At 58.9% G+C, this 525-nt stretch carries 1 protein-coding gene and 1 pseudogene; one reads left to right on the top strand and one right to left on the bottom strand.

Annotated features, from left to right (window positions below; translation table 11 throughout):
- Positions 1-138, bottom strand: a pseudogene (locus DNK49_RS25120) (transposase); the annotation flags it as partial.
- Between the two features lie 86 nt (positions 139-224).
- Between DNK49_RS25120 and DNK49_RS23295 the strand changes: the two are divergent.
- Positions 225-434, top strand: coding sequence for a transposase (locus tag DNK49_RS23295; protein ID WP_110530431.1), 210 nt, complete (start codon positions 225-227; stop codon positions 432-434).
- Positions 435-525 lie beyond the last annotated feature (91 nt).

The raw sequence follows: 525 nt of genomic DNA, 5'->3' as shown, positions 1-525 counted from the left end.
CGCGGCGTTCTTCGCGATCCCCTTGTAGCGCACCTTCGTGTAACCGAACTGGCGCTTGATGACACGAAACACATGCTCGACCCGCGCGCGGATCGAAGACATCTTGTGGTTGAAGCGCTTATTTGCCGTAAGCGTCCGCCCAACGCCGTCTTCCCCTTCGCCTAGCGATCGCTGACGATCGGTGTCCGGAGCGGGCACCCAAATTCGTGCCCACGAATGAATTTATGGACACGAATTTGAGTGAGGCAGGTCGCCCGGCGCGTCGGGGCGTTCGTTACCGGCATCATCCGGTGGAATTCAAGCGCGCGGTGGTCGAGCAGTCGCTGCAGCCGGGGGTCTCGGTTTCCCGTCTGGCTCGCGACCACGGCATCAACGCCAATCGGTGTTCGCGTGGCGCACCCGAGTTCGACACTTTTCGCGTGACATCGCCATGAACTGGGCATCAAGTGCTTACAGAACAAGCATTTAGCGTTTTGCTGGCAGAGGTCGTGTAGGGACACTATTTTTCACTCAGACCATTGACGG

The sequence above is a fragment of the Parazoarcus communis SWub3 = DSM 12120 genome, assembly GCF_003226565.1.
Classification (GTDB): domain Bacteria; phylum Pseudomonadota; class Gammaproteobacteria; order Burkholderiales; family Rhodocyclaceae; genus Parazoarcus; species Parazoarcus communis.
This window is presented reverse-complemented; position numbering and strand designations above follow the sequence as displayed.